This window comes from Faecalibacterium sp. I3-3-89 (assembly GCF_023347275.1).
GTDB classification, from domain to species: domain Bacteria; phylum Bacillota; class Clostridia; order Oscillospirales; family Ruminococcaceae; genus Faecalibacterium; species Faecalibacterium butyricigenerans.
The window spans coordinates 192,436-218,016 of the sequence record NZ_CP094468.1; the positions used below are offsets into that span (position 1 = coordinate 192,436).

Consider the following 25,581-nt stretch of genomic DNA (forward strand, 5'->3'; position numbering starts at 1 on the left):
CACCATACCTTGAACGAAGCCCGCTGTGGAACATCCGGCAGCGGGCTTTGCACATAACAACATGGAGGTACAATTTTGCAGCAAAACTGGAAATTCCAACGCGGAGACATCTTCTTCACCCATTTCGGGGCGAGCACCGGCTCGGAACAGCACGGTGACCGCCCGGCGGTCATTCTTCAGAATGACGTGGGCAATTACCACTCTCCAACCCTGATCGTTGCGACCATGACAAGCAAGGCGGAAAAGAAAGTAAATCAGCCGACCCACTGCCTGTTGGAAAACGCAGGGTTGAATATGCCGTCTGTTGTGCAGGCAGAGCAGATCTTCACCATCGACAAAAGCCGGGCACTGAAGTATCTGGGGCATCTGACCCCGGAGGAGATGCGCCGGGTCGATGATGCAGTTCGCATCAGCCTTGCGCTGAACCCTATGGGCAGCATCCAGCAGATAGAGCCTATCCGGCGCTCTACGGCGGTTTATGCGCCGCCTGAGGTGGTGGATGGCAAACCGCCTGTCTACCCCTATACGCCCATCCGGTCGTCCTTTGAGAACGCCGGAAGCATCGAGGAAATGATGCTGTACACCGAGTTGCAATCCGCGGTTCATGCCATGATCCAGCGGTTGGAATACAGCTTCACCTTCAATCCCAGCCTGCTCACCAGCCCGAAGCGTAAGCAGCAGGTGACTGAGATCTTAGAAGAAGCTGAGAAGTACATTTGGAGGATCAAGGAGGAAATGAGATGCGCCTGAACGACAATAATACTTTCATTGGCATCAACCCGCCGTACCAGCTTTCGGTCATCCACAGCAGCAAGCTGATCTACCCCCGCGAGATCTACCAGCGGGGCGTGGAGCGCAAGCGGGTGGAGCTGATTGCAAGGGATTTCAACGAGTACATCGTTAACGAGCCGAAGGTCAGCTTCCGCAACGGCAGGTACTATGTAATGGACGGTCAGCACACCATCGAGGGCTGCATCCTCCTCAACGGCGGCGAGGACCGCCCGATCCTCTGCAAGGTCTACACCGGTCTGACGATGGAGCAGGAAGCCCTGCTCTTTGCGGAGCAGAACGGTCACTCTGCACCCCTGTCGGCGGGCATCAAGCTGCGCGCCAAGGTGGTGGGCGGCGATGCGCCCTCCAAGGCGTTTGTTGCAGCCACCAACCGGGTGGGGCTGTCCCTCAACTACGACAGTATGCAGCTGAGCGACTACCGCATCAGCTGCGTGGGCACGGCGCTGAAGCTGTACGACCAGCTGGGCGAAGAGATCTACTGCGAAGCCCTGCGGCACATCGTGGCGGCGTGGGAGGGCAGACCGGATTCCTTCCGGGCGGCTGTCCTGCGGGGCGTGATGTACTTTGTGCAGCTGTACCACGGGCAGTACAGCGCGGAGCGGCTTGTCCGTGCGCTGGGCGGCGTCCACCCCATGGAGCTCTACCGCATCAGCCGGGATAACCCCGCCAAGCTCCCGGGTTGGCGGCGGTACGTTTATCCCATCTACACCACCTACAACGGCAAGTGCAGGAAAGACGCACTGCCGATGAAGTTCTAAGCTCAAATATCTCCTTTGGCAAGGGCGATGGTACCCGAAAAAGGCCATTTGCTCTTTACATATAGTATTTTCTTTTGAATAATTGACATATTGAACTAGAGAGGAGAGGACAGGAATGAGCGAGATCGCAGCCTGCACTTTGATTCAGGAAGAGCCTGACCGCAAGACGGAGCGGTACACTCCATTATAGAAAGGGGGGATCTGTTTGGGCGAAGAAACTTTGAATCCCCGTGATGCGTACCGTGTGATGCTCCGGGATTACCCGGATGTGCTGAACATCGACCAGATGTGCGAGATATTGAGCGTCAGCACAAAAACCGGGTATGCGCTTTTGAAAAAGGGGAGCATCCAGCATTTGAAGGTCGGACGCTCCTACCGCATCCCCAAGGCACATCTTTTGACTTATCTTATCGGATTCGCACCCGGTCACACCATCCGGGCGTGACATCCTTGCATTCTCTCCTGCCGTTGGGTACACTGATGGTGTCAGCGGCAGAAGTTACATATTCAGGTGGATGCAAAGACAGGAGGAAACATTATGGTAGCAGGGCATCTGCAAGAAAAAAACGACTTCTACTACATCGTTCTGAGTTACAAGGACGCAGACGGAAAGCGAAAGACCAAGTGGGAAGCCACCGGTCTGTCCGTCAAGAGGAACAAGAAGAAAGCCGAAGCTCTTTTGCTGGAACGTCGGAGGAACTTCATGGTTCCCACCGCACCTGCGGAGATCCGCTTGGACGATGACATTCTCTTTTCGGACTTCATGCTGAAATGGCTGGAAGTCACGAAAAGCTCTGTCCAAATCACGACCTATGCCAGCTATCAAGGAATGGTGGAGCGCATCATCGCTCCCTATTTCCGCAAGCGCGGCATCAAGCTGGTAGACCTGAAAGCCACCGATTTGCAGGATTTCTATACCAAACAGCTTGAACGGGTCAAGGCAAATTCGGTGATCCATTACCATGCAAACATCCACAAGGCATTGAAGTATGCGGTCAAGATCGACCTGATCCCCACCAATCCGGCAGATAAGGTCGAGCGTCCGAAGAAGAATGCGTTCAAGGGCAGCTATTACAGTGCCGAAGAGATCCATGCTTTGACGGAGGTCGCAGAGGGCACCAAGCTGGAGATCCCGGTTCTGCTGGCATCCTTCTACGGCCTGCGCCGCAGCGAGGTGCTGGGGCTGAAGTGGGATGCGATCGACTTTGAGGAAAACACTCTGGAGATCAAGCACATCGTTACGCAGGCATCCATCGACGGCAAAAAGGTTCTGGTACAGGCAGACCGTGCAAAAACGAAGTCCAGCCTGCGGACGCTGCCTCTTGTGCCGCCCATCCGTGACCGCCTGCTGATGCTGAAAGGTCAGCAGGAAACCTACCGCCGCCTGTGCGGTAAAAGCTACAACCGGGATTATCTGGGCTATCTGTGTGTGGACGAGATCGGGAACATCATCCGCCCCAACTACGTTTCCGAGCAGTTCCCGAAGCTGTTGGAGAAAAACGGTCTGCGTCCTATCCGCTTTCATGACCTGCGTCATAGCTGCGCCAGCCTTCTTCTGGCAAACGGCGTTCCCATGAAGCAGATTCAGGAATGGCTGGGTCACAGCGACTTCTCCACCACCGCCAATATTTACGCCCACCTCGATTACGCTTCCAAGCTCTCGTCTGCACAGGCGATGCTGGAGGGGCTGGGCTATGGCAATGCGTCAGCATGATGCCATACGCCCACAAGACAGGGTGGACGGGCGATGTTCCGGCAAAAAAGAATGGACAGACGAATAAAATTCATCTGTCCATTCGATTTGGCGGAGCATCAGGGAGTCGAACCCTGGCACCGGTCTCCCGGCCTATCGCATTTCGAGTGCGACCTCTTACGACCACTTGAGTAATGCTCCAGATATTAAATTTTAGAATGCGCCGTGCATTCTGGGAAAACTTTGGAGAGAATTGCAGGAGAGAACGCCAGAAAATCGTTCCCTCACGAAGTCGGAAAACCCGCATGAAACCTAGCAAAACCGGAAAACCACTTCCAAAAAGCCAGTTAGATTTCGAGTCGTTCTCGTTACGACCGCTTCGATACATCTCCAAGTATATTTTCACAGCAAATTTACGATTTGTAGATCGCAAATCGGCCTTGAAACGTGGAACAGTTGCTGGTAGGAGGAATGCTCCTTATCCATATACAGCTTTATTATTATAGCAAAATCCCGCCTTTCCGTCAACTGGAAAAACAAAAAGCCCTTCCGGCGGCTGTCTGACCTCAGGCAGCAGGACTGGGAGGGCCTTCTGATTTTTGCTGCGCTCTGCCCTCTCCCTTGACAGGCGGGGCGGCATATGCTATATTTATTTCAAATTTGAAGCATATAGACTCGAAGGAGGACCTATGGCAGCACAGAATCGACAGGATATGGGCAGCGGGCCGATCAAGCCCCTGCTTTTGCAGCTGATGATCCCCGCCGTGGTGGCGCAGGTGGTCAATCTGCTCTATAACATCGTAGACCGCATCTACATCGGCCACATCGAGGGCATCGGCGCGGCGGCGCTGACAGGCGTGGGCCTGTTCGCCCCCATCCTCATGCTTTTGAACGCCTTCGCCATGCTCATCGGCGCGGGCGGTGCGCCCCGCACGGCCATCGCACTGGGGCAGGGCAACAAAGAGGACGCCGAAAAGATCATCGGCAACAGCTTTACCATGCTGCTCTTCTTCGCCGTGGTGCTGACGATCGGCTTCTATGCCGGTGCGCCCGCCCTGCTGCGGCTTTTTGGCGCCAGCGACGCCACCCTCCCTTACGCGGTGGCCTATGGCCGCATCTATATCCTCGGCTCGGTGTTCGTGCTGCTGGTCATGGGCATGAACCCCTTTATCACGACGCAGGGCTTTGCGAAGATCAGTATGCTCACCACCGTCATCGGTGCGGTCATCAATATCATCCTCGACCCCATCCTCATCTTCGGCCTTGGCTGGGGTGTCCGGGGCGCAGCGGTGGCGACGGTGCTCAGTCAGGCCGTGGGTGCCTGCTGGATCTTGAAGTTCCTCACCGGCCCGAAGACGATTCTCAAACTCCGCAAAGAGTACCTCAGGGTGGAGCGCGGCGTCATCCTGCCGGTGCTGGGGCTGGGCATCTCGTCCTTCGTCATGCTCTCGACGGAAAGCCTGCTTTCCATCAGCTTCAGCTCCAGCCTCGCCCGCTATGGCGGCGACATCGCCGTAGGCGCGATGACCGTCATCACCAGCGTGTCCCAGCTGTGCACCCTGCCCATTCAGGGCATCTGTCAGGGCGGCCAGCCGGTCATGAGCTTCAACTTCGGCGCAGGCAAAAAGGCCCGGGTCAAGGAGGCGTTCCGCTTCCAGCTCACCCTTTGTTTCGGCTACACCACCTTGTTCTGGCTGCTTATGATGGCCGTGCCCGGCGTGGTGGCGGGCATCTTCACCTCGGATGCCGCCCTGATCGACTACACCACATGGGCCATGCGCATCTATATGGCCGGCATCCTTGCGATGGGCGTTCAGATCGCCTGCCAGCAGAGCTTTATGGCGCTGGGTCAGGCGAAGGTGAGCCTTTTGCTGGCCTGCCTGCGCAAGATCATCCTGCTCATCCCCCTCATTTTTATCCTGCCCCATTTTGTGGCGGACAGATGCTTCGGCGTCTTTCTGGCAGAGCCGGTCAGCGACCTTCTGGCCGCGACCATCACGGCCATTACTTTCTTTTCCCGCTTCGATAAGATACTCGACCGGGGCGCAGGGAGAGCGTAATTTCACAGGAAATGACCAGCCCGCAGGACGGACAAAATGCCCGGCCTGCGGGCTGGTTTTGCGTTGGCGTCAGTCGGTCCCGGGAGAGGGGGACGCGGGCGCACGGCACGCCCGCATACATCAAAAGTACAGCAGCAAAGAATCTTGTATATAAAAGCGAAGATCCTGAATATCTGCACGACAGGCGGATAGAAAACCAATCAATCGGGTCACTTTGTACAAACATTCCGTTAAAAATTTGTGCTTGACTCTAATTGCGGGATGGAAAAATATGCACTATCATAGTAGCGAAAGGCGAGTCCGTTTGCGGAGGGAATGGTGCTGTGAGCAAAGCACGGCACAGCTATGAAACGGATAAACGCAACATGAATCGGAGGTAACAAGAAATGAAAAAGATCTCTCGTCGTGACTTCCTCGCAGCTTCTGCTGTCGTGGGTGCTGCTGGCGTCCTGACCGCCTGCGGCGGCTCTTCCAATAGCACTGCTGCTTCTACTGCAGGTTCCGCTGCTGCCAGCACCGCTGGCGGCAAGTCCACCGATTACCCCACCAAGGGCATCTCGGTCATCTGCCCCTGGTCTGCAGGCGGCGGCACGGACTCCTGCCTGCGCGCATTCTGCGAGGCAATGGGCAAGAATCTGGGTGTGACCCTGACCGTCGATAACCAGACGGGCGGCGGCGGCATCCTGGGCCATCAGGCCATCGCAGACGCCAACACCGACGGCTACACCATCGGCATGATCACCTTCGAGCTGGCTACCTACAAGAAGCTGGGCACCAGCGAGCTGACTTGGGAGAACTACGCTCCCCTGTGCCGCGTCAACACCGACGCAGCTGCCATCACCGTCGGCGCAAAGTGGGCTGCAAGCAACGGCATCACCGACCTGCCCGGTTTCATCGACTACTGCAAGGCTCACCCCGGTGAGGTGCAGATGGGCGGCTCCTCCAACGCTTCTGTCTGGCACATCGCAGGCGGCTACCTGATGAGCGCTACCGGCATCGACATCCAGATGATCACCTATCAGGAGGGCGCTGCTACCGCCGTCCAGAATGCAGCCGGCGGCTTCATTCAGGGCGTTACCGTTTCTCTGGCCGAGGCCCGCAGCTTCATCGAGTCCGGCGACCTGATCTGCCTCGGCGTCATGGACGAGGAGCGCAACCCCGTCTTCCCCGACGTGCCCACCTGCAAGGAGCAGGGCTACGACATCACCTACTACACCCAGCGCGGCATGGCCGCTCCTCTGGGCGTGGACGATGCCATCATGACCCGTCTGGAAGAGGCCTGCGCCGCAGCCATCGAGGATCCCGATTTCGTGACCTTCATGAAAAACAACGGTCAGGCCATCTCCTATCTGGATGCACAGGGCTATGCGGACTACCTGAAGCAGGCTGCTACCGACGTCGCAGCTGCTATGGACGCTGTCGGCCTCTGATTTGTCTCTCTGCGTATTTGCTGGGGCAGGCAGTTCGTGCCTGCCCCTTTTTTGAAAATAGAGAGAGGAGGAACCCCTTTTGAACAAAAACAAAATGAAAACGATGGCCTTTTCCAATCTGATCGGCTCCATCATTTTCCTTGCCATCGGCATCTGGGCATGGTTCCAGACCGGCAACTTCCCCGAGGTGGCCAACACCTATGTGCAGGCGTCCACCTTCCCCCGCGTCATGATCGTGGGCGTGGTCATCTTCTCCGTCATCCTGCTCCTCCAGTCCATCTTCAAGCTGATGGGCACCATGAAGGAGGGCGACCCCACCGCAGTTGAGGTCGGCACCCTGAACCCCCTGAAGGACAAGGGTCTGGCCGCAGCCTACTTCGTCATCCTCCTCTGCGTGCTGTTCGCCGCCCTCTTCAAAAGCTGCGGCTACATCCTGTGCGCAATGGTGCTGTCGATGATCATCATGTTCCTCATCGGCAAGCGCAACTGGGTGCAGATGATCCTTGTGAGCATTCTGGTGCCGCTGCTGATGTGGCTGGTGTTCTACAAGGTGCTTACCGTCAATATTCCGCTGGGTCCGCTGAACTTCCTGCGCACCCTCGTGGACATGATTTAAGGAGGGAGCACAGTTATGGATTTTAGTCTGCTTCTTTCCAGCTACGCGACTGTCTGGTCCAACCCCGAGGTCCTTCTGATGACCTTCATCGGTGCGCTGGGCGGCGTTCTGCTGGGCGCGATCCCGGGCATGACCGCCACCATGGGCGTGGCGCTGCTCATCCCCTTCTCCTTTGGCATGGATCTCATCCCGTCCATCGGCCTGCTGCTGGGCATCTACTGCGGCGGTATGTACGGCGGCTCCATCTCCGCCATCCTCATCCACGCCCCCGGCACGCCCGCCGCAGCCGCCACCCTGCTGGACGGCTACCCCATGTGCAAGAAGGGTCAGGCCGGCAAGGCCCTGTCCGTCGCCATGTTCGCGTCCTTCTGCGGCGGCGTCATCGGCGCACTGGTCATGACCTTCCTGTCTCCGCTGGTCGCTGACATGGCCATGAACTTTGGCCCCGGCGAGATGTTCATGCTGGCCGTCTTCGGCCTGTCGGTCATCGTCGCAATTTCCGGCAAGTCCGTGGCCAAGGGCCTCATCAGCGCCTTCTTCGGTATGCTGCTGTGCACCGTCGGTCTCGACCCCACCAACGGCATCCCCCGCTTCATCACCACCAAGCAGACCGGCCTGCTGGACGGCTTCCAGTTCATCCCTACCCTGATCGGTCTGTTCGCAGTCTCTGAGGTCATCGCCGGCGTGGAGCGCATCATCCGCGGCGAGGAGCAGGAGCAGAGATCCAACGAGAAGATCACCAACGTCCTGCCGGACTGGAAGACCATCAAGAAGATCTGGCCCAACATCCTCTCCGGCGGCCTCATCGGCACCTTCATCGGTGCCATCCCCGGTGCAGGCGGTGACATCGCCGTCTTCGTCTCCTACGGCGCCAGCAAGTCCGCCAGCAAGCACCCCGAGCTGTACGGCACCGGCATCCCCAACGGCGTTGCGGCGACCGAGTCCGCCAACAACGGCTGCTCCGGCGGCGCAATGATCCCCCTGCTGTCTCTGGGCGTCCCCGGTGACTCCGTCACGGCCATCCTGCTGGGTGCCTTCATCATGAAGGGCATCACCCCCGGCCCCATGATGTATGTCACCGAGCTGCCCACCGTCTACCGCGTCTTCGCAGCTCTGATGCTGGCAAACCTCTGCATGCTGGTGGTGGGCTGCCTCGGCGTCCGCTTCTTTGCAAAGATCGTCTCTGTCGAGAAGAAGATGCTCTACCCCATCATCCTCGTCATCTCCCTGCTGGGCGCTTTCTCCATCAACAAGAATGCCTTTGACGTGGGCGTCTGTGTCGCCTTCGGCATCATCGGCTGGCTGATGAACAAGTACGAGTTCCCCCTTTCTCCCATCCTGCTGGCCCTTATTCTGGGACCCATGTGCGAGAAGAACTTCGTGCGCTACATGAACATCCAGCGCGGAAACTTCTTCGCCATCACCACCTCTCCCATCGCTATGGTCTTTGCAAGCGTAGCCATCCTCGTTATCATCTACTCGGTCTATAACCAGAGCAAGATCAACAAGCGCACCGCTGCAAACGCTGCACAGGAGAAGGCATAAGCTCAACATCCTGACAAGCTCTGTCTGTTACATTCCCATGAAGCTGCGGCTGTCCCGTTCCGTCGGGGCGGCCGCACTTCGCTTTGGGCAGCAAAAACGGAGGTCTGTTTATGTGGTTTGTATTTGCACTGTGCTCGGCCCTGTTTGCGGCCCTTACCTCGATCCTGGCCAAGGTGGGCATCGAGGGGGTCAACTCCACTCTGGCCACCGCCATCCGCACTGTGGTGGTGCTGGCCATGAGCTGGGGCATGGTGTTCCTCACCCGGGCCCAGGGGGGCATGGGGGAGATCAGCCGCCGGAGTTGGCTCTTCCTCATCCTATCGGGGCTGGCCACCGGGGCGTCCTGGATGTGCTACTACCGGGCCCTGCAGCTTGGCCGGGCCTCTCAGGTGGTGCCCATCGACAAGCTCAGCGTGGTGATCACCCTGGTGCTGGCCTTTGTGTTCCTCCACGAGCCCTTTACCGCCAAAAGTATGGTGGGCTGCGCCCTCATCGCCGCCGGCACCCTGTTTATGGTGCTGTAAGAGGGTAAGCTCCCTGCAAACAACAAGGCCCTCCCGGTTTTGCCCGGGAGGGCCTTATCGTTTTGCTGCACGCTTACTTTTCGGCGGGCGTCTCCGGAGCAGCGGGCGCTTCCGAATGGTGGCACTTGGCCAGCATATCCAGCTCCGGCATCAGCTCGGTGCTGATGACCGACAGCATCTGCTCCATCTTGTCGCAGTCCTCTGCGGGGAACCGCTGACGCACCCGCTCGATGACGGTGTGCAGGTAGGAGTAGCTGATGCTGTAGTAATCGATGTATTTCTGGGTGGGGCGCAGATAGTACTCGCGGCGGTCGGTGGTGGACTGGATCTTCTCCACATAGCCCTTTTTCACGAGGCTGCCGATCTTGTAGGCCGCGTTGGGAGTGGAAATGCGCATCATGCGGGAGAACTCCGCAATGGTCGGCTCGCCCATCGCCATGATGCCCTCCATGCAGAAGGACTCCACCGTGGTCAGCGTGGCCTCGCGGGTGGCAAAGCGCTGAAATACATTTTGATAAAAGTGCAGCTTGAATTTGGTATAAACGTCCTGAAAGACTTCTTCCAGCATGGATTCTCCTTCCATGAGCCTAATAGCTCAAAAAATTTACTCTTTTTACAGTATACCATGATTCTGGCCGGAGGGGAAGAGAAAAATCCACGATTTTGGTGGAAATTTTAGGCTTTTCCAGACTTTTTCTTCCCGGGATGGCCCATCCGTGCCCTGACGATGCTCAGGATCACAAGCTCGATGACGACGGCACAGGCCAGCAGCACGAAGGAGGTCAGGACGTTGGCAGCCTCGCCGAGGACGGCCTGCGCTGCGCCGCAGAGCAGGTAGCAGCCCGCCGAGATGGCGGCGGCGGTCATGGCGTAGGGCAGCTGAGTGGAGACGTGGTTGACATGGCTGCAGTGGGCACCGGCAGAAGCCATGATGGTGGTGTCGGAGATGGGCGAGCAGTGGTCGCCGCAGACCGCGCCGGACAGGCAGGCGGCGATGGAGACCACCAGCATCTCACCCTCCGGGAACGCATGGCAGACGATGGGCACGAGGATGGAGAAGGTACCCCACGAAGTGCCGGTGGCGAAGGCGAGGAAGACGGCCACGAGGAAGATGATGATGGGCAGCAGGTACTGCAGCGCCGCAGCGGAGCCGCTGAGCAGGCTGGCGACGTAGTATTTTGCGCCCAGCAGGCCGGTCATGCCGGAAAGGGTCCACGCCAGCGTCAGGATGAGCATGGGGCTGACCATCGCTTTGAAGCCCTCGGGGATGCAGGCGGCGAAGTCCTGAAAGGTCATGACGCCCCGCACCCGGTAGAAGACGAAGGTGAACATCAGGGCGATGGAGCTGCCCATCACGAGGCCCACAGAGGCGCTGCAATTTGCGAAGGCGGTGATGAAGTCCACGCCCTCGAAAAAGCCGCCGGTGTACACCATGCCGAAGATGCAGGCCGCGATGAGCACCAGCACCGGTGCGATGAGGTCTACCACATGGCCGCGGGCGTCGGAGCCGTCGTCCACATCGTCGCCGTAGGGGCGGTCGTCGGTGGTGAAGAGGTCGCCCAGCAGGGCGTTGTCCTCGTGCTTCTTCATGGGGCCGTAGTCGAAGCCGCTGAAGATGAGGAAGAGGCTCATCACCATCGTGAGGATGGCGTAGTAGTTATAGGGGATGGTGCGCAGGAACATGGTGAAGCCGTTGATGCCCGAGCCTTCCGGCACCGAGGAGGTGACGGCGGCAGCCCAGCTGGACACCGGCGCGATGATGCAGATGGGGGCGGCGGTGGCGTCGATGAGGTAGGCCAGCTTTGCGCGGGAGACCTTCTGCCGGTCCGTGACCGGGCGCATGACGGAGCCGACGGTCAGGCAGTTGAAATAGTCGTCCACAAAGATGAGGATGCCCAGCAGCAGGGTGGCGAACTGTGCGCCTGCCCGGGTGTGGATGTGGGTGGAGGCCCAGCGGCCGAACGCGGCGCTGCCGCCGGCCTTGTTCATCAGGGCCACAAGGATGCCCAGCATCACCAGAAAGACGAGGATGCCCACATTGCTGGAATCGGACAGCTTGGAGATCATACCGCCGTCCTCGTTGAAAAAGAGGGTGGTCAGCGCAAGCTCAAGGTTGCCGTTGGCGTAGAGCAGCGCACCGGTGGCGATGCCCACCAGCAGCGAGGTGTAGACCTCCTTGGTGTTCAGGGCCAGAACGATGGCCACCACAGGGGGCAGCAGGGAGAGCGCAGAGCTGTATACTGCGCAGGTGTAGGTGGAGGGGTCGGCGATCTTGCCGGGCGTTGCTGCGGTGCACCACAGCAGCAGGGCAAACACCAGAAGAGCACCCACCCACGAAAGATTGGTTTTTTCATGATAAGCTCCTCACTTGATTTTTTTGCGGTCTGCCGGGCAGACTATCCCCAAGAACGGGACGGAAGGGGGTGTTGGCTGCGCCGGACTATAAAGCGATGTATCTGGAACTGTTCCGCGCCAGCGAGCAGGCAGCCCGGCTCCTGCAGGAAGCACAGGCCCGGGCCGAGCAGCAGCTTCTGGCTGCCGACCCGCCGCCCATCGAGCTTGCCGGGCGCGGAGAGCAAAAAGAGTCTTAGCCCTTCTTGCTCTCGGCCTTGGCGGCAAATTTGGCGTCGTTGACCACGAAGCGCTCGTGGACGCCGCCGCCCACGGGGCCTTTCTCGTCGTACAGGGACACCTTGAACACCAGCTTGCGGCCCTCCACAGCGGTCAGCTCGCTCTCGCAGGTGACGGTCATGCCCACGGGGGTGGGGGCGGTGTGCTCCAGCTCCAGCTTGGTGCCCACAGAGCCGCAGCCCTCGTCCAGTGCGTCGGCGACGCTCATCCAGCAGGTCTTTTCGGCCAGCGCCACCAGTGCGGGGGTGGCGAAGACGTTCAGCGTGCCGCTGCCCATCGTCTTGGCGGTGTTTTCGGGGGTGACGGCGACGCTCTGTCTGCCGCGGATGCCAGTCTCTAACATAAAAATGCCTTCTTTCTCAAATCTTCGTCCTGCCGCAGTTTGCGGCAGATAATTTCACATTCGTAAGGATACCACAAAATATCGGTCATTGCATCTGTTTTCGGGATTTTTTCTCCAAAACTCTTTCCGCCTGAAGCCAAAAGCGGTATCATAAGCTGGACAGGGAGGGAGAGAAGATGAATGATTTCTGGAAATCCTACGACATCACCCACGCTGAATTTGGAGCCGATTACCGGTGTTATCCGCTGTATGGCGGCATCCACCTCACAGAATTGGCTCTTTCGCTTGCATTCATTGGAGGAATGGCTTGGTGGTATCGCCGCAGCTCTGCCCGCACCCGGCGGCGTATTTTAATAGGAGTCACTCTCCTACTTGTGCTGGACGAAGCTGCCCTCCTGCTGGGGATGGAGCTGACCGGTCAATGGAACTGGAGTTATCTGCCCCTGCACCTGTGCAGCATCAATGTCTTTGTCTGCCTATATAACACCCTCACGGACAGGAATTGGTGCAAAGAGGAGCTTTATGCGCTCTGCATTCCGGGTGCGGCGCTGGCCCTGCTCTGCCCCAGCTGGCTGGATGTCCCCTCTTGGTGGACGCTCATCAATCTGCACTCCGTCAGCATCCATGCCCTGCTGGTACTCTATCCTACCCTGCTGGTGGTGGGTGGCTATCGTCCCAGCCCTCGGCGAATCCCACAGGTGCTGGCGTTCTTGTTTGGATCCGCCCTGCCCATCTACTTTTTGAATAAGTCCCTTAACACCAACTTCTATTTCCTCAATAATCCCTATGGGAATATCATCACCAGTACATTTACAGAGCTGCTAGGCGAAAAGTATTATATTCTGGGCTTTCTGCCTGCCATCGCGCTGGCGCTGGCCGTTATGTATCTGCCGTGGGCCTTGAAGGAGTGGCGGAGCAGAGGGAGGACATAAAACACAGCAGGGATGTTTTGAAGAAAAAAATTATGGGGAAAATTTGTTAAAATTCAATAAAACAAAATATGGAAGTACCTAAAGGAGAACGATACAGCAAATACGGCTGCATAAAAATCGAAAAGAATATATAGAGGAAAAGCAATTCGAATAGAGTTGCTTTTTTCTTTCCAAATCACACTCTTCCTGCAAAATGAAACCGCAAGCTGATTGCAAATTTCCGGCGTTTTACGGTTTGTTTTATCAATTCTGAGGGCATGATGAGTTTTTGTGCCAAAACGCTTGACAGGGGGGCGTCTGCGTGTTATCATGAATACATGAACAGATGTTCATATGTAAAAACGAAAGGGTGACAACGATGGCTGAAGAAGTCACTTCCCCCGAAAAACTGCCCAAGGCTCCGCCGGTGCTGCCGGACGATGAGATGCTTTATGAGCTGGCCGACCTGTTCCGGGTGTTCGGCGACTCCACCCGCATCAAGATCCTCTATGCCCTCCACGACGACGAGCTTTGCGTGCAGGACATCGCAAACTCCGTCCAGCTCAGCCAGTCGGCGGTGAGCCACCAGCTGCGGGTGCTGAAGGACACAAAGCTCGTCCGCTTCCGCCGCGACGGCAAGACCGTCTACTATGCGCTGGACGACGACCATGTGCGCAGCATCCTCTCGATGGGCATGGACCATATCGAAGAGTGATGCCCCCTGAAATGCTGCAAGCTTTGCTGCACCCTGCGGCGGAGCGGCTATATAGAAAGAAAGGCTGGTACTTATTATGAAAAAGAGCTACAAGATCGAAGTGGACTGCGCAAACTGCGCTCAGAAGATGGAGGATGCCGCCAACACCGTTTCCGGCGTGGCAAAGGCTACCGTCAGCTTCATGACCCAGAAGATGAACGTCGAGTTTGCCGAAGGCGCTGACCCCAAGGCCACCATGCAGAACGTCCTCGTTGCCTGCAAGAAGGTGGAGGATGACTGCGAGATCTTCGGCATCTGAGCGTCTGCCGCAGCGGACGAGATGCGGGTGGAAACTGTGGAAAAATAAATCGGTTTTCAACAATTTCCACCGTGTTTTCAACATCCTTTGCGCAAAAGTGGAAAAATAAACGCGCATTTGAGGCTTTTTGCGGGAAAACATCGTGGAAAAGCCGGGGGAAAGGGTGGAAAACAAGCCCCTTGTGGGGAAAACCTGTTGAATCTGAGAAAAGTGCCCCAAAGGAGGCCTGAGACCCATGACGAAAAAACAAAAGAAAATGCTCTACCGCATCCTCGCCGCTCTGGCGCTGGTGCTGGTGCTCAAGCTGCTGCCGCCCCTGCCCATGGCGGCAGAGCTGCTGCTCTACTGCATCCCCTACCTCGTGGTGGGCTGGGACGTGCTCCGCAAGGCTCTGTTGGGCATCAAGAACCGTCAGGCCTTCGATGAGTGCTTCCTGATGGCAGTCGCCACCGTGGGCGCATTCGCGCTGGGCGACTACGTCGAGGGCTGCGCCGTTATCATCTTCTACCAGATCGGCGAGCTGTTCCAGAGCGTGGCCGTCGGCAAGAGCCGCCGCAGCATCTCGGCCCTGATGGACATCCGGCCCGACTATGCCAACATCGAGGGCGAGGACGGCAAGCTGGAACAGGTGGACCCCGACGAAGTCGAGGTGGGCACGGTCATTGTGGTCCAGCCCGGTGAGCGTGTGCCCATCGACGGCGTCATCGTCGAGGGCGCTTCCACCCTGAACACTGCCGCCCTCACCGGCGAGAGCCTGCCCCGCGATGTCCAGTCCGGGGATGAGGTCATCAGCGGCTGCGTCAATATGAGCGGCCTGCTCCGGGTCAGGACCACCAAGGAGTTCGGCGAATCCACCGTCTCCAAGATCCTCGACCTTGTGGAAAATTCCAGCATGAAGAAGGCTCGGGCTGAAAACTTCATCACCCGCTTTGCCCGGTTTTACACCCCGGCGGTCTGCTACGGCGCTCTGGCGCTGGCCTTCATCCCCCCCGTCGTCCTGCTTCTCATGGGCCAGCCGGCCCGCTTCGGGGACTGGGTCTACCGTGCCCTCACCTTCCTCGTCATCAGCTGCCCCTGCGCTCTGGTCATCTCCATCCCGCTGAGCTTCTTCGGCGGCATCGGCGGCGCGTCCGCCTGCGGTATCCTCGTCAAAGGCTCTACCTATCTGGAAGAGCTGGCCAACACCGGCGTCGTGGTCTTCGATAAGACCGGCACCCTGACGCAGGGCACTTTTAAAGTCACTAAGATCTGCCCCGTGGAGGGCGGTGCGGAGGAAGCCCTCGTGGAGGCTGCTGCGCTGGCCGAGAGCTGGTCGAAGCATCCCATCTCCCTGAGCATCAAGGCCGCATACGGCAGGGACATCGATGCCGCCCGCGTCACCGATGTGGAAGAGCTGGGCGGCCACGGCGTCACCGCCAAGGTGGATGGCAGGCCGGTGGCGGCGGGCAACGCCCGCCTGATGGAGAAGCTGGGCCTTTCTGTCCCCGATGTGCCCCAGACCGGCACCATCGTCCATGTGGCCATCGACGGCAGGTATGCGGGCTACCTGCTCATCGCCGATGTGGTGAAGCCCCACAGTGCACAGGCCATAAAGGGCCTCAAGCAGGCCGGCGTCCGCAAGACGGTCATGCTGACCGGCGACGCCGAGCCGGTGGCGAAGGCCGTCTCGGCAGAGCTGGGCCTCGATGAGTACCATGCGGGCCTGCTGCCCGGCGACAAGGTGGACCAGATCGAGAAGCTCATCGCCGAGAAGCGGCCCAAGGAGAATCTGGCCTTCGTGGGCGACGGCATCAACGACGCCCCCGTCCTCTCCCGCGCTGACATCGGCATCGCCATGGGCGCACTCGGCTCGGACGCCGCCATCGAGGCCGCAGACGTCGTCCTGATGGACGACGACCCGGCTAAGATCGCCCTCGCCATGCGCATTGCCCGCCGCACCAAGGGCATCGTCTACCAGAACATCGTCTTTGCGCTGGCCATCAAGGCGGCCTGCCTGCTGCTGGGCGCGCTGGGCATCGCCAATATGTGGGCCGCCATCTTCGCGGACGTCGGCGTTATGGTCCTCGCTGTTCTGAACGCCACCCGCGCCCTCTACACGAAGGACCTCGTGAAGAAGGATAAGCTGGACTAAGGGCCGCATCCTATCGCAAAAAGAAAGCATCCGCAGAGGGTGTTTCTCCGAAAAAAGCTCGGAGAGCCGCCTCTGCGGATGCTTTTTGTCTGTTGGCAGGGGGAAACTCCTCTCTTGCAATGTATTATAAACCTGTTATAATACTAGAATGGAGGGTTGAAGCCAATGCAAGAACAAAACGAAATAAAATTGAACCGTGCGCCGGTGTGGCGCGCGTTCCGGGCCGCAGCGCCCCAGACGCTGCCGGTGTTTGCCGGATATTTGGTGCTGGGCCTCGGCTACGGCATCTATGTGCAGTCGCTGGGTCTGCCGGTCTGGCTGCCGCCCCTGATGGGCACGGTGGTGTATGGCGGCTCGCTGGAATTTGTGCTGGCGTCACTGCTGTTGGGCAGCTTTGCGCCGGTGTCGGCCTTTCTGATGGCCCTGATGATCCAGGCGCGGCACCTCTTCTACGGCCTGACCATGCTGCAGCGCTACCGGGGCTACGGCCTGCGCAGCGCCTACATGATCTTCGCCATGAGCGATGAGACGTTCTCCATCACCTGCTCAGCAGAGCCGCCGGAGGGGGTGGACCGGGGCTGGTTCATGTTCTTCATCACCCTGCTGGACCAGTTCTACTGGGTCGCCAGCGCGGCCATGGGGGCGGCCCTCGGCGCAGTCCTGCCCTTCAGCACCGAGGGCGTCGATTTTGTCATGACGGCCATGTTTGTGGTCATCTTCCTCAACCAGTGGGAGAAGGAAAAGCAGCACGCCAGCGCCGTCATCGGTCTCGCTGCACCGCTGGTCTGCCTGCGCATCTTTGGCGCGGGCAGCTTCCTCATCCCCTCGATGGTCTGCATCCTCGCGGCCCTGCTCCTGCTCCGCCGCCCCATCGAGGCCAAGGAAAGCGAGGCGGTACGATGAGTGATCTCCAATTCATCCTGACCATCGCCGTCTGTGCGGCGGCGACCATGCTCACCCGGTTTTTGCCTTTTCTGGTGTTCGGCTCCCGGGGCGGCAGGGTGCCCGAGGTGGTGGAATATCTGGGCCATGTGCTGCCCGCCGCTATCTTCGGGATGCTCATCGTCTACTGCCTCAAGGGCGTCAGTTTTGCCACAGGCAGCCACGGCATCCCCGAGGCCATCGCCATCGGCGTGACCGTCGCGCTCCATAAGTGGAAGCATCAGACGCTCGTCTCCATCGCAGGCGGCACGCTGTGCTATGTGCTGCTGGTGCAGATGGTGTTCTGAAAATGTGGTCGTGCTGGTCAAATCGGCACGATTTTTGTTTTTTAGTGATAGAACGTATCAAAATTGACCTGCCGGTAGAACCGCTGCTGCAACTGATCGAAGCTGTCGCAGTCCTGTGCCAGCAGCCACATGATCTTGGTCACGACGGCCTCGATGGTCATATCGTGGGCCTCGAGGAAACGGAAGCGGTTCTTGACCCGCTTGCCCACCTCGTAGATGCCCACATCGCTGCCCTCGTAAGTCACCTGTGTGGTGAGGATGAGCACCTTGCGGGTCTTGTCGTAGTCGCCGAGGCCCTCGGCAAAGGCGTCCATCAGCCGCTGAGGGATGCCGCCCACGCCGAAGCTCTCCACGATGACGCAGTCGTAGAGCCGGAAGATGTCCGGGATGAGGTCGGGGCTGAGGCCCGGCGTCAGCTTGAGCAGAAAGACCCGGGGGCTGAGGGCGCGGCCAAACTCCACCGGGCCGGTGGGCCATGGCGAGGGAACATACCGCACCAGACGGTCGCCCTGTACCAGCGCCAGCGCCGGAAAATTTACGGAGGCGAACGCGTCGTAGCTGATGGTCTTGTTCTTTTTGGCGCGGGTGCCCGCGATGACGTGCCCGCCGAACACCACCATAACGCCCCGGCTGCCGGGGTCAAGGGCGCAGATGACGCTGTCGCGCAGGTTTTTCTTGGCGTCGGTGATCTCGTTGGAGATGGGCTGCTGTGCGCCGGTGAGGATGATGGGCTTGTCGGCGTTCTGGATGAGGTAGGACAGTGCCGCCGCCGAGTAGGCCAGTGTGTCGGTGCCGTGGCAGATGATGAAGCCGTCGTAGAGGGCATAATTTTCCTGCACGGCCTTTGCCATCATCAGCCAGTGCTCCGGGCCGAGGTCGGTGCTGTCGATGCTGCACAGGGCCAGCGTGTCGGGGCAGCAGAGGTCGTTCAGCTCGGGCAGATGGGCCAGCAGCTCTTCGCTGGTGAGCACGGGCTTGAGGCCCTGCTGGGTGCGGACGCTGGCGATGGTGCCGCCGGTGGTGATGAAAAGCAGGCGCTGCTTTGTGGACATAAGTAAAAGCCTCCATTGGGAAGATAAAAAATCAAATTCAAGGAAAGTATAACACACTCTCCGGCCCTTGCAAAGTGGAGTTCCGGCGGGAAATGGAGGCTTTTGGGACTTGGTCACAGAAATGTGGGGATTTTGGTGTATAATAGAAGAGTAGAGCGAGGTTGCGCGGGGTGAGGTTTCTTTAAGTGGGCTTGCGCGCCTGTGCGCGGGGCAGAGCGCTCTTACGCTAGGTTAATGTTCTCTTTTGCGTGCCAAAAGAGAACCAGAAAAGCACCCGCTACTTTCGAGGCGCGGGAGGCGACGGGTTGCGGCTCCCAGCGTCTGCTTCGCTACCGCTCGCATCCTGCTGGCCGCTGCCCCAACAGCTCCTCCCTGTATCCGCCGCAGGCGGCGGTCGTCGCCGTTGCAAGAAAGGGGCTGCTCGCCCCTTTCAGACCCCGAAGGAGTAGTCGAAACGGAAAAAAGCTAGCCGCTGCGCTAAACGCTTTTTTCTCGTTTCTCCGACTTGCTGCTTCGCAGCTGGTGTTACGCCTTTGCAGGGCGTGAAGTTCAGCGACGACGTGAAATATTCGGCGGAGCCGTAAATGGGAGAAGCACAAAAAAATGCGCAACAGCGACGACCGCCGCCTGCGGCGGATACAGGGAGGAGCTGTTGGGGCCGCGGTCAGCAGGACACGAGTGCCGCTCAAGGCACGAAGTGGACGCTGGGCACCGCAACCCGTCTTAGCGAAGCGGCTAGCATTTTTGTGCTTCGACTTCCTCTTTGGAATCGTTAAGGGCGAGCAGCCCTTAACTCGTTGCGGGGAGAGTGGAGTCCAGAGGTAGGGAGGGGGGAGTCGAAACACCCCTCCCTGCCTCTGGCCCGCGCGGAGCGCAAGCCACTTGACCGCAAGAAAAAACATCCCCCGCGCCACAAGCGCGCGATCCCACTTAAAGAAAACTTAGCCCTGCTGCAACAGGCATCGCGTTCCAGCAAATCCAGCAAATAGCGAAAATGCATGGATTTGATGATACAAGAAGTATAAGGAGGCCCACTATGTCCAACATCGTCATCATTGGTTCCGGCCCGGCGGGAGTATCTGCTGCGCTGTATACCGCCCGCGCCGGGGTGGACACCACCGTCCTCACCCGGGGGCCGGGTGCGCTCGACCGCGCCGAGGGGATCCAGAATTACTACGGCTTCGCCGCTCCCATCTCCGGTGCCGAGCTGGAGCGGCAGGGCATCGAGGGGGCCAAGGCGGTGGGCGTTAAGTTCGTCACCACCGAAGCCGTGGGCCTGACCTATACCGATAAACTCACGGTGGAGACGCTCGACGGAGATTACCCGGCGGATGCTGTCATCCTCGCCACCGGTGCAGCCCGGGCCGTGCCCCGCATCCCGGGGCTGGCGGGTCTTGAGGGCCACGGCGTCAGCTACTGTGCCACCTGTGACGCCTTTTTCTATCGCGGCAGGGATGTGGCGGTAGTGGGCAGCGGCGAATACGCTCTCCACGAGGTGCAGGCCCTTCTTCCGGTGGCGTCCAGCGTCACCCTCCTGCTGAACGGTGCGCCGCCGGCGGCCCAGTTCCCGCCGGAAGTGACCGTCCGGCCCGAAAAGATCGACGCTGTCCTCGGCGAGCAGAAAGTCACCGGCGTCCAGCTGGCGGGCGGCGAGGTCGTGGAGCTGGCGGGTGTGTTCATCGCGCTGGGCGTTGCGGGCAGCACGGCGCTGGCCCGGAAGATCGGTGCAGCGGTGGAAAATAACCGCATCGTCACCGACGGGAAGATGCAGACCACTGTTCCCGGCCTCTACGCCGCCGGAGACTGTACCGGCGGGCTTTTGCAGGTGGCAAAGGCCGTCTATGAGGGCGCGCTGGCAGGCACCGAAGCCGCCAAGGCCCTGCGAAAGGAGTGAGCCAAGATGCCGGAAGTTCTCCCCATCCCCCGATGCGGTGAGCACCGCCAGTGCCTCGCCTGCGCCTTCCCCTTCTGGGACAAGCTGACCGCTGACCAGCAGGAGCTGCTCTGCCGCGCCACCCGGCCTGTGCGTTACCGCAGGGGTGAGCGCGTCCACAGTCCGGTGGAGAACTGCGTGGGCATCCTGCTGCTGCGCACCGGCCAGTTCCGGGCCTACCTGCTCTCCGACGATGGCCGGGATGTGACCCTCTACCGCCTCTTCGGCGGCGAAATTTGTATCCTCTCGGCCTCCTGCGTGATGGATTCGGTGAACTTCGACCTCTACATCGACGCCGAGGAGGACACCGAGGCTTACTGCATCAGCGCGGGCGTCTTCCGCAGCCTGATGCAGCAGAACGTGGAGGTGCGGTGCTTCGCCTACCAGATGACGGCTGAGCGCTTCTCCGACACCATGTGGACCATGCAGCAGATCCTCTTCATGAGCGCCGACCGGCGGCTGGCCATCTTCCTCGCGGACGAGCTTGCAAAGACCGGCGGCGAGGACGTCCGCCTGACGCAGGATCAGATGGCAAAGTACATGGGCTCTGCCCGTGAGGTGGTGAGCCGCCTGCTCAAATACTTCGCCGGTGAGGGCATCGTGAAGCTCTACCGCGGCGGGGTGACAGTGACGGATAAGGATAAATTGCTGAAAATAGCCCATGGGGAATAAAAAATGCCATCGTGCTCTCAAAGCGCGATGGCATTTTTATGTCTATTTTGGGGTTGCCCGGTGCTGAGCACGCCACTGTTCTACCTCTGACCATTCGGCCCGCCCCACCATATAATCAAGACTTACCCGATAATAATCGGCCAGCGTGATGAGGTGGTGGGTGGGTATCTCTTGTACACCCAACTCATACTTTGCATACTGCTGTTGTGTTGTATTGAGGATTTTCCCAACATCCTTCTGTGTGAGGTCAGCGTCCTCCCGCAGGTCACGCAGGCGTCCATAGTAATACATCGTAAGCCCTCCTGAGAGGAACTATACTTGACATCTGATAAGATGTATTGACTTTACGCCTTATCGGATGTATTATAGGAATAAGAAGACCGGTTTATTCAAAAATAAGGAGGTAGAACGATGAAAGCTGAATTGATTAGCACGATTGTAGGCGCGGCGGCTTGTGCAGCGGCAGGCGCAGCGAAAGGGGCCAGTATCGGCATTGCCGTCGGTGGCCCCATCGGTGCAATCGCAGGCACGATTCCCTGTGCGATTGCAGGCGGTGTGATTGGTGCTTTGGGTGGTAATAACGTAGGCCATCGTATTGACGAGCGTTGAATGATAGTGAAACTCAAACAAGCGAAAAAAGGCCGTTGCTCGACACAATATATGTCAAGCAGCGGCTTTTTCTTTACAGAAATAAAATTCATTCAAAATGATTGACAATCTTCGATGCGTACGCTATTATGTACATAAGGGAGGCGATAGCATGACCACGACAAACATCACCAATTTCCGCAAGAATGCGTTCAACTATGTGGAGCAGACCATCAAGTACAATGAGCCGCTCAGCATCAGCACGAAGGACGGCGACGCCGTTCTGCTGAGCGCGGAGGATTACAGCGGCCTGATGGAGACGCTGTATCTGGTCTCGATGCCCGGCATGAGAGAGAAGGTCATGGACGGGTTGAAACAGCCGCTGGATGAGTGCCTGGACGAAGAGGACGTGGAGTGGTAAATGTACAAGATCGTCTACACAAAAACGGCGGCAAAGGACATCCCGAAGCTGAAAGCCGCACATCTAGCGGATAAGGCGAAGGCATTGATCGATATTATCCGGGATGACCCCTTCCGGAAGCCGCCGCCCTATGAAAAACTGGTCGGTGATCTGGGCGGAGCGTACAGACGCCGCATCAATTTACAGCACCGGCTGGTCTATCAAGTCTATGAGGAAGAAAAGACCATCAAGATCCTGAGCCTCTTGACGCATTACGAGCAATAAAAAATGCCATCGTGCTCTCAAAGCGCGATGGCATTTTTATTATCTAAGAGGTTTACCCTTTACACCCCTGCTCTTCCCAGTCGCCGAAATCAGAAGCTTCAGCGATTTTGGTAGGGTCGAACCTGCCGCTTTCGTCCTTGGGGGCGACGGCGGGGCCGGCCTCTACGGGGTTCGGGTTCGGGGCCTCGGGGTCATAGACCGGGCGCTCCTCGTCCGGGCTGGCCGGTGCCGCAGGTTCTTCGGCCTCTGCCTTTGGTGCGGCAGGCGTTTCGGCGGGAGAGGCCTCTTCCGCCGGTGCGGCGGCTTCGGCCTCTGCCTTGGCTTCGCCCTCAGCGTATGCCTCGGCGGTCTTGGCGGCCTCTGCATCGTCCTGCTCGGCGTCCTCGGGAAACTCGATGGATTCGATGAAAGGAGCGGCCTTCTCGTTCAGGAACTTGTCCATGATGACGATGGCAGCACCAGTAGCCGCCACAGCGGCGGCAGTGCCCAGAATGCGGAAGATTGCTTTCATGTCATGACCTCCTTGGCAGTGTGATGATTTAAGAGAACGTGACCACGTCGTTCAGCGGCTTCTCGGCAGGCTCCACCGACAGAGCGGTGAGCACCGGGCCTTTGCCGCGGTAGATGTTGTGGAACTTGTAGCCCACCTTGGCCGTTACCTTGACCCAAGCCCGCTGCTCGAGGGCTTTGTAGCCGTCGTAGCTGCAGGGGAAGCCCACGAACTGGATGTCCTGCACGCAGCAGGTCATGGCGAACCGGCCGGGCACGAAGCTGTTCTTGCCGGCGCGGTTGGTCTGGCAGACCTGCGCGAGGAACTTGACGGTCTTGCCCGTGTACTTCTGCGGCTCGTCCTGACAGTCCATATACCAGATGCCGAAATCCTCGTCCGGGATGTCGATGACCGGGGCGTTGATGTCAAAGGGCAGCGGGTCGGGGATGTCGTCGTAAGCCACGCTGCCGTCCTTGAACTCATAGGCGATGTCGCACTTGCGGGAGGCCTGACGCACCAGCTTGTGCAGCTCCTGACGGGCAGCGTCGTTGTTGACGGCTTCGGCGCGGTTGAAGACGATCAGCTCGCTGCGGGCGATCTTGTCCAGCATCAGCGCGCGCATGGAGTTGTCGCGGGCGTAGGTCAGGGCGGTGGTGCCGTCGGCGGTGGCGATGCACTGGTAGACGATCCAGTTCTCGGGCAGGTTGTTTGCCAGATCCTGCAGCATCCACATACCGTTGTACTCGATGACCACGCGGCCTGCATCGGCCTCCTTGGCCAGCTTGGCGAGGTTCTGGGGGTTCAGCTCGGCCTTGTCCTCGAGGTTGTAGAGGGTCACGCCGGGGAAGGCGAACTTCTTCTGATTATATTCCTCTTCGCCCTCCTCGCAGACCAGCAGAAGGGTCTTGTCGCCGGAGTCGAAGTTGGGGTCTTCAAAGGTCTCCTGAATGAACTTGGTCTTGCCGCTCTCGAGGAAGCCCACAAACAGGTATACCGGGATCTCATTTGCCATAATCGTTTATCCTTTCAGGGCCAATATCAGCAGCCGAACAGTGCTGAGATGGCCTTCTCATCCAGCTTGGAGCCGATGACCACCAGCTTGCCGCCGACATCTGCGCCGCGTGCGCGGACTTCCCACTCGCCGGGAACGTAGTCGAACTCCAGCCAGCCGTCGGCGCCGCCGTCCACGATGCCCTTGGAGCGGAGGATCATGCCGTAATTGCCGGAGTCCAGCTCGGTGAGGGCGTGCTCGATGTCTGCCTTGGAGAATTTCTTGGCCGTCTCGACGCCCCAGCTGGTGAAGACCTCGTCGGCGTCATGGTCGTGATGATGGTGATGGTGGCCGCAGCAGCAATGACCGTCGTGGTCGTGGTGGTGATGCTCATGCTCGTCCTCATCATCGTCCTCGTCGTGGTCGTGATGATGACCGCAGCAGCAGTGCCCGTCATGATCATCGTCATCATGGTCGTGGTGATGATGGTGCTCGTGCTCCTCATCCTCATCATCGTCGTCATCCTCATCGTGATGATGGCCGCAGGTGCAGACGCCGTTCTCATCGTAATGATGATGGTGGTGATGATGCTCTTCCTCCTCGTCCTCGTGGGCGCGCTCCTCGTTGGCCTTGGCCGCCATGGCGATCAGCTCGGCCTTGAAGTCGTTCTTGGTGGACATGGCCTTCAGGATCTGCTCACCGGTCAGAGCGTCCCATGCGGTGGTGACGATGGTGGCGGTGGGGTTCTTCTCACGCAGCAGGGCCACAGCGGCGGCGATCTTCTCCTCAGAGGCGGTCTGGGTGCGGCTGAGGATGATGCAGCTTGCGTGGCTGATCTGGTCGTCGTAGAACTCGCCGAAGTTCTTCATATACATCTTGACCTTGTTGACATCGGCCACGGTGACAAAGCTGCTGAGCTGGACGTCCAGATGCTCGGCCACGCCCTCGACAGCGCGGGTCACGTCAGACAGCTTGCCGACGCCGGACGGCTCGATGACGATGCGGTCGGGGTGGTACTGCTCCACCACCTGCTGGAGTGCGGCGCGGAAATCGCCCACCAGAGAGCAGCAGATGCAGCCGGCGTTCAGTTCGTTGATCTGGATGCCGGACTCCTTCAGGAAGCCGCCGTCGATGCCAATCTCGCCGAACTCGTTCTCGATGAGCACGACCTTCTGGCCTGCAAAGGACTCCTTGATGAGCTTCTTGATAAGAGTGGTCTTACCGGCACCAAGGAAGCCGGAGAAAATGTCGATCTTGGTCATATTCGAAATGCCTCTTTCTTTTATGCAGCCGCCGCAAAAGGCGCTGCCCAGCAGGCCCTTCGGGCCTTACAAGCAATCCGGGGCGCTGAGTGCTGACCCGGAAAAATTCCTACACTCCTATTATAACAAGGCTGTCAATGGCAAACCGGCCTTTTTGATGAGAAATTTGTAACATTTTTTGCAATTTGCTTGCGTTTTCAGCTTAGTCCAGCTCTTCCGTGAGCCGGAAGAC

The 25,581-nt window shown here is 58.8% G+C and carries 30 protein-coding genes and 1 tRNA gene; 22 read left to right on the plus strand and 9 right to left on the minus strand.

The window, feature by feature from the left end; translation table 11 throughout:
• Positions 1-75: 75 nt before the first annotated feature.
• The 4 genes from MTP38_RS00875 (at position 76) to MTP38_RS00890 (ending at position 3,264) form a co-directional block, all read left to right on the plus strand.
• Positions 76-750, plus strand: a complete 675-nt coding sequence (locus MTP38_RS00875) for a type II toxin-antitoxin system PemK/MazF family toxin (protein ID WP_097771475.1) — start codon at positions 76-78, stop codon at positions 748-750.
• Positions 741-1,550: a DUF6551 family protein gene (locus MTP38_RS00880; protein ID WP_097784817.1), complete on the plus strand. Its 810-nt coding sequence runs from the start codon at positions 741-743 to the stop codon at positions 1,548-1,550. Before MTP38_RS00875 ends, MTP38_RS00880 begins: the two co-directional genes overlap by 10 nt.
• Before the next feature lie 205 nt (positions 1,551-1,755).
• Positions 1,756-1,995, plus strand: coding sequence for a helix-turn-helix domain-containing protein (locus tag MTP38_RS00885; protein WP_370569216.1), 240 nt, complete (start codon positions 1,756-1,758; stop codon positions 1,993-1,995).
• A gap of 93 nt (positions 1,996-2,088) precedes the next feature.
• Entirely contained in the window at positions 2,089-3,264 is a 1,176-nt protein-coding gene (locus tag MTP38_RS00890; RefSeq protein ID WP_097791183.1) for a tyrosine-type recombinase/integrase, read from the plus strand.
• Between the two features lie 88 nt (positions 3,265-3,352).
• Here MTP38_RS00890 and MTP38_RS00895 read toward each other — a convergent pair.
• A tRNA-Ser gene (locus MTP38_RS00895) sits at positions 3,353-3,444 on the minus strand.
• 488 nt (positions 3,445-3,932) lie between these two features.
• Here MTP38_RS00895 and MTP38_RS00900 point away from each other — a divergent pair.
• The 5 genes from MTP38_RS00900 (at position 3,933) to MTP38_RS00920 (ending at position 9,418) form a co-directional block, all read left to right on the plus strand.
• Complete coding sequence (locus MTP38_RS00900; protein ID WP_249233947.1) at positions 3,933-5,303, plus strand: MATE family efflux transporter; 1,371 nt, start codon at positions 3,933-3,935, stop codon at positions 5,301-5,303.
• A gap of 386 nt (positions 5,304-5,689) precedes the next feature.
• Positions 5,690-6,733 carry a Bug family tripartite tricarboxylate transporter substrate binding protein gene (locus MTP38_RS00905; RefSeq protein ID WP_249233948.1) on the plus strand — a complete coding sequence of 348 codons (1,044 nt, stop codon included), beginning with the start codon at positions 5,690-5,692 and terminating at the stop codon, positions 6,731-6,733.
• Between the two features lie 79 nt (positions 6,734-6,812).
• Entirely contained in the window at positions 6,813-7,349 is a 537-nt protein-coding gene (locus tag MTP38_RS00910) for a tripartite tricarboxylate transporter TctB family protein (RefSeq protein ID WP_249233949.1), read from the plus strand.
• A 15-nt stretch (positions 7,350-7,364) separates the two neighbouring features.
• Positions 7,365-8,894, plus strand: a complete 1,530-nt coding sequence (locus MTP38_RS00915; protein WP_249233950.1) for a tripartite tricarboxylate transporter permease — start codon at positions 7,365-7,367, stop codon at positions 8,892-8,894.
• A gap of 110 nt (positions 8,895-9,004) precedes the next feature.
• Complete coding sequence (locus tag MTP38_RS00920; protein WP_227621626.1) at positions 9,005-9,418, plus strand: EamA family transporter; 414 nt, start codon at positions 9,005-9,007, stop codon at positions 9,416-9,418.
• Between the two features lie 73 nt (positions 9,419-9,491).
• Here the strand turns inward: MTP38_RS00920 and MTP38_RS00925 are convergent, their stop codons facing one another.
• Positions 9,492-9,986 (minus strand): MarR family winged helix-turn-helix transcriptional regulator, encoded by a 495-nt coding sequence (locus MTP38_RS00925; RefSeq protein ID WP_227621631.1) that lies wholly within the window; start codon positions 9,984-9,986, stop codon positions 9,492-9,494.
• A 107-nt stretch (positions 9,987-10,093) separates the two neighbouring features.
• Complete coding sequence (locus MTP38_RS00930; protein WP_249233951.1) at positions 10,094-11,749, minus strand: Na+/H+ antiporter NhaC family protein; 1,656 nt, start codon at positions 11,747-11,749, stop codon at positions 10,094-10,096.
• 92 nt (positions 11,750-11,841) lie between these two features.
• On the opposite strand from MTP38_RS00930, the gene MTP38_RS00935 reads away from it, so the two are divergent.
• Complete coding sequence (locus MTP38_RS00935) at positions 11,842-12,009, plus strand: hypothetical protein (protein WP_249233952.1); 168 nt, start codon at positions 11,842-11,844, stop codon at positions 12,007-12,009.
• Here MTP38_RS00935 and MTP38_RS00940 read toward each other — a convergent pair.
• Positions 12,006-12,392, minus strand: a complete 387-nt coding sequence (locus MTP38_RS00940) for a thioesterase family protein (RefSeq protein ID WP_227621622.1) — start codon at positions 12,390-12,392, stop codon at positions 12,006-12,008. The two genes, MTP38_RS00935 and MTP38_RS00940, sit on opposite strands and share 4 nt — an antisense overlap.
• A 176-nt stretch (positions 12,393-12,568) precedes the next feature.
• Between MTP38_RS00940 and MTP38_RS00945 the strand changes: the two genes are divergently transcribed.
• The 6 genes from MTP38_RS00945 (at position 12,569) to MTP38_RS00970 (ending at position 17,676) form a co-directional block, all read left to right on the plus strand.
• Positions 12,569-13,324, plus strand: coding sequence for a YwaF family protein (locus MTP38_RS00945; protein ID WP_249233953.1), 756 nt, complete (start codon positions 12,569-12,571; stop codon positions 13,322-13,324).
• Between the two features lie 358 nt (positions 13,325-13,682).
• A complete protein-coding gene (locus tag MTP38_RS00950) occupies positions 13,683-14,018 on the plus strand; it encodes an ArsR/SmtB family transcription factor (RefSeq protein WP_249233954.1) in 336 nt (111 codons plus the stop codon).
• A 76-nt stretch (positions 14,019-14,094) separates the two neighbouring features.
• Positions 14,095-14,316 carry a cation transporter gene (locus MTP38_RS00955; protein WP_249233955.1) on the plus strand — a complete coding sequence of 74 codons (222 nt, stop codon included), beginning with the start codon at positions 14,095-14,097 and terminating at the stop codon, positions 14,314-14,316.
• A 235-nt stretch (positions 14,317-14,551) separates the two neighbouring features.
• Positions 14,552-16,447 (plus strand): heavy metal translocating P-type ATPase, encoded by a 1,896-nt coding sequence (locus MTP38_RS00960; protein WP_249233956.1) that lies wholly within the window; start codon positions 14,552-14,554, stop codon positions 16,445-16,447.
• Positions 16,448-16,612: 165 nt separating this feature from the next.
• The gene (locus MTP38_RS00965; RefSeq protein ID WP_227621617.1) at positions 16,613-17,350 is read left to right on the plus strand and encodes an AzlC family ABC transporter permease; all 738 of its coding nucleotides are present in this window, start codon (positions 16,613-16,615) and stop codon (positions 17,348-17,350) included.
• Positions 17,347-17,676 carry a branched-chain amino acid transporter permease gene (locus MTP38_RS00970; RefSeq protein ID WP_249233957.1) on the plus strand — a complete coding sequence of 110 codons (330 nt, stop codon included), beginning with the start codon at positions 17,347-17,349 and terminating at the stop codon, positions 17,674-17,676. The genes MTP38_RS00965 and MTP38_RS00970 overlap by 4 nt, the downstream gene beginning before the upstream one ends.
• A gap of 41 nt (positions 17,677-17,717) precedes the next feature.
• Here the strand turns inward: MTP38_RS00970 and MTP38_RS00975 are convergent, their stop codons facing one another.
• Positions 17,718-18,728 carry an asparaginase gene (locus tag MTP38_RS00975; RefSeq protein ID WP_227621615.1) on the minus strand — a complete coding sequence of 337 codons (1,011 nt, stop codon included), beginning with the start codon at positions 18,726-18,728 and terminating at the stop codon, positions 17,718-17,720.
• Positions 18,729-19,764: 1,036 nt separating this feature from the next.
• Here MTP38_RS00975 and MTP38_RS00980 point away from each other — a divergent pair.
• Positions 19,765-20,622 (plus strand): NAD(P)/FAD-dependent oxidoreductase, encoded by an 858-nt coding sequence (locus MTP38_RS00980; RefSeq protein ID WP_249233958.1) that lies wholly within the window; start codon positions 19,765-19,767, stop codon positions 20,620-20,622.
• Between the two features lie 6 nt (positions 20,623-20,628).
• Entirely contained in the window at positions 20,629-21,333 is a 705-nt protein-coding gene (locus MTP38_RS00985) for a Crp/Fnr family transcriptional regulator (protein ID WP_249233959.1), read from the plus strand.
• Positions 21,334-21,375: 42 nt separating this feature from the next.
• On the opposite strand, the gene MTP38_RS00990 is transcribed toward MTP38_RS00985, so the two are convergent.
• A complete protein-coding gene (locus tag MTP38_RS00990; RefSeq protein WP_249233960.1) occupies positions 21,376-21,624 on the minus strand; it encodes a helix-turn-helix domain-containing protein in 249 nt (82 codons plus the stop codon).
• Between the two features lie 120 nt (positions 21,625-21,744).
• Between MTP38_RS00990 and MTP38_RS00995 the strand changes: the two genes are divergently transcribed.
• The 3 genes from MTP38_RS00995 (at position 21,745) to MTP38_RS01005 (ending at position 22,606) form a co-directional block, all read left to right on the plus strand.
• The gene (locus tag MTP38_RS00995) at positions 21,745-21,942 is read left to right on the plus strand and encodes a hypothetical protein (protein ID WP_249233961.1); all 198 of its coding nucleotides are present in this window, start codon (positions 21,745-21,747) and stop codon (positions 21,940-21,942) included.
• 151 nt (positions 21,943-22,093) lie between these two features.
• Positions 22,094-22,342, plus strand: coding sequence for a type II toxin-antitoxin system Phd/YefM family antitoxin (locus MTP38_RS01000; protein WP_249233962.1), 249 nt, complete (start codon positions 22,094-22,096; stop codon positions 22,340-22,342).
• Positions 22,343-22,606 (plus strand): Txe/YoeB family addiction module toxin, encoded by a 264-nt coding sequence (locus tag MTP38_RS01005; protein WP_249233963.1) that lies wholly within the window; start codon positions 22,343-22,345, stop codon positions 22,604-22,606.
• A 52-nt stretch (positions 22,607-22,658) separates the two neighbouring features.
• On the opposite strand, the gene MTP38_RS01010 is transcribed toward MTP38_RS01005, so the two are convergent.
• The 3 genes from MTP38_RS01010 to MTP38_RS01020 are packed head-to-tail and all read right to left on the minus strand — an operon-like array spanning position 22,659 to position 25,349.
• A complete protein-coding gene (locus MTP38_RS01010; RefSeq protein WP_249233964.1) occupies positions 22,659-23,117 on the minus strand; it encodes a hypothetical protein in 459 nt (152 codons plus the stop codon).
• Between the two features lie 28 nt (positions 23,118-23,145).
• Positions 23,146-24,108 (minus strand): TIGR03943 family putative permease subunit, encoded by a 963-nt coding sequence (locus MTP38_RS01015; protein ID WP_227621815.1) that lies wholly within the window; start codon positions 24,106-24,108, stop codon positions 23,146-23,148.
• Positions 24,109-24,134: 26 nt separating this feature from the next.
• A complete protein-coding gene (locus tag MTP38_RS01020) occupies positions 24,135-25,349 on the minus strand; it encodes a GTP-binding protein (protein ID WP_249233965.1) in 1,215 nt (404 codons plus the stop codon).
• Here MTP38_RS01020 and MTP38_RS01025 point away from each other — a divergent pair.
• On the plus strand, positions 25,333-25,521 hold the full coding sequence (locus MTP38_RS01025; RefSeq protein WP_249233966.1) for a hypothetical protein: 189 nt from the start codon (positions 25,333-25,335) through the stop codon (positions 25,519-25,521). The genes MTP38_RS01020 and MTP38_RS01025 overlap by 17 nt on opposite strands.
• Positions 25,522-25,581: the final 60 nt, after the last annotated feature.